Raw genomic sequence first — 1,250 nt, 5'->3', positions numbered from 1 at the left:
GGGTGCAACGCTGGGGGGTTAGGCTGCCGGTTGCAGCAGCATGTTCAGCCGGTTGGCTGGGGTATCCATGTCCAGGGTTGGTCTGGGTCTGCGGTTGAGCTTTGCGGCGATGCGGTCCAGATCGTTCTGGGTGTGCGCGGAGAGGTCAGTGCCTTTCTCGAACCAGAACCTCAGCAGCCGGTTGGTGTTCTCGTTCGTTCCGCGCTGCCAGGGTGAGTGCGGATCACAGAAGTAAACCTTCGTATCCAGTGCGGTCTGGATCCGGGTGTAGTGCGCAAGTTCCGTTCCGCGGTCCCAGGTGATCGACAGCCGCAGGTGTTCCGGGAGCTTTCCCATCTGCGCGATCATCGCGCAGGCCACGGTCTCCGCACTGTGGTCCCCGGGCAGGTGCAGCAGAATCGTGAACCGTGTGCTGCGCTCGACCAGAGTCCCGATCGCGGTGGAGTTCGCACCGATGATCAGGTCTCCTTCCCAGTGCCCGGGCACCGCCCGGTCCTGCACCTGTGCAGGGCGCTCACTGATCTTGAACGCGTCCTTGTACGGACTGTTGCGGTGCCGGTCAGCGGTGTGCGGGACGCGGGCTTTGCGTTTCAGGCTCAGGTTCCGCGCCAGATCCGCGCGCAGGGTGCCGCGGGTCTGGACGTAAAGGGCCCGGTAGATGGTTTCGTGGCTCACCTGCATAGTCTGATCATCCGGGAAATAGAACGCCAGCATGGACGAGATCAGACGCGGGCTCCATCCCTCGTCCATGAACAGTGCGATCAGCTCGCCCAGCCCCTGGACCTGAAGAAGTTTCAGTGCCTTCGGACGGCGCCGGGACTGATGCGCCTTCGCGTGGGCCGCGGAGGCGTAATACACCCCGTCAGCACCGCTGTTGCGTTTCACTTCCCGCCAGATCACCGATTTATCCCGCCCGGTCATCTCTGCGATCCGGGCATAAGAGAACCCTGAACGCCGGCCCATCTGAATCATTCCCCGCTCCGCTAGGCTCAGTGCCCGTCCGGGTCCTTGGGCCCCTGGTGGCGGATCGGCAAGCCCGCCGATCCGCCCGTCATGTAATTCCATCTGCCCAGACTGGGCCCACCACCTCCGACCGCCGGTTCGCGACACACCCAGCCGGCGCGCCGCCTCGCCAAGAGGGACCCCCGAGCACACCAAATCCACGAAATCAGCCCGCACGCGGGCGGGAAATACCTTGACCATCAAACACTCCATCAATCAGAGCGTTGCAACGACCATATGACTTCACC

The 1,250-nt window shown here is 63.4% G+C and carries 1 protein-coding gene; it reads right to left on the bottom strand.

Features of this window, described 5'->3' with window-relative positions:
• Window positions 1-18: 18 nt before the first annotated feature.
• Window positions 19-1,203 (bottom strand): IS30 family transposase, encoded by a 1,185-nt coding sequence (locus FYJ28_RS17070; protein WP_195840719.1) that lies wholly within the window; start codon window positions 1,201-1,203, stop codon window positions 19-21.
• Window positions 1,204-1,250 lie beyond the last annotated feature (47 nt).

Origin of the sequence: Arthrobacter sp. BL-252-APC-1A (assembly GCF_009696625.1) — a bacterium.
GTDB lineage: Bacteria > Actinomycetota > Actinomycetes > Actinomycetales > Micrococcaceae > Arthrobacter_B.
The sequence above is the reverse complement of the archived record's forward strand: the minus strand, read 5'-3'. Positions and strand labels throughout refer to the sequence as shown.

What these genes read in the sequence shown, in the direction of transcription:
- FYJ28_RS17070 (WP_195840719.1), bottom strand. Translation starts at nt 1,203, where the DNA reads ATGGTCAAGGTATTTCCCGCCCGCGTGCGGGCTGATTTCGTGGATTTG.